Source organism: Kitasatospora sp. NPDC057500, from assembly GCF_042802195.1.
Taxonomy (GTDB): Bacteria; Actinomycetota; Actinomycetes; order Streptomycetales; family Streptomycetaceae; genus Kitasatospora.
In genome coordinates, this window is record NZ_JBHVER010000449.1 from 1 (window position 1) to 1,200 (window position 1,200).

The 1,200-nt window shown below is 66.2% G+C and carries 1 protein-coding gene; it reads left to right on the plus strand.

Annotated elements, in window-relative coordinates; all coding sequences use genetic code 11:
* Window positions 1–1,200: acyltransferase domain-containing protein (locus ACFU74_RS37325; RefSeq protein ID WP_380764586.1), on the plus strand; the 1,200-nt coding region annotated here is incomplete at both ends.

Here is a 1,200-nt window from a genome sequence, read left to right on the forward strand (position 1 = left end):
CTCTCCGCCCACAACGAAACCGCCCTACGCGCCCAGGCCCACCAACTCGACCACTGGCTCACCACCCACCCCGACACCGACCTCACCGAACTCGCCCGCACCCTCGCCCACACCCGCACCACCCACCACCACCGCGCCGTCATCACCGCCACCACCCACACCCAACTCCACACCGCACTCACCGCACTCACCCACAACACCCCCTCCCCCCACCTCACCCACGGCCACCCCACCACCGACACCACCCGCCTCGGCTTCGTCTTCACCGGACAAGGCGCCCAATGGGCCGGCATGGGCCTCGACCTCTACCACACCTACCCCCAATTCGCCGCCACCGTCGACGAAATCGCCCACCTCGCCAACCTCCCCCTCCTCGACATCCTCGCCGACCCCCAAAAACTCAACCAGACCGCCAACACCCAAATCGCCACCTTCACCCTCGAAACCGCACTCCACCACCTCCTCCGAACCTGGAACATCCACCCCGACACCCTCGCCGGACACTCCATCGGCGAAATCGCCGCCGCCCACGCCGCCGGCATCCTCACCCTCCCCGACGCCGTCACCCTCGTCACCGCACGAGGCCAACTCATGCAAACCCTCCCCCCCGGCGGCACCATGATCGCCATCCACGCCACCGAAGAAGAAATACGCCCCCACCTCAACGACACCGTCTGCCTCGCCGCCGTCAACGGCCCCAACGCCATCGTCATCTCAGGCCCCGAACACGCCGTCAAAACCACCGCCACCCACTTCACCCGCACCAAACAACTCAACGTCAGCCACGCCTTCCACTCCACCCTCATGAACCCGATCCTCGAACCCTTCGCAGCGATCGTGAACACCCTCACCCTCCACCCACCCCACACCCCCCTCACCTGCAACGGAAACCCCCTCACCCCCCAATACTGGACCGACCACATCCGCCAACCCGTCCGCTTCACCGACACCCTCACCAACACCCACGCCACCGTCCTCCTCGAAATCGGACCCGACGCCGCCCTCACCCCCATGATCGAGGACCGCCCCACCATCCCCACCCAACGCAACAACCACCACCAACCCACCACCCTCCTCAAAGCCCTCGCCCAACTCCACACCACCACAACCACCCCCATCCACTGGCCCACCATCCTCAACACCCCCACCCACCACCTCGACCTCCCCACCTACCCCTTCCAACACCAGCACTACTGGCTG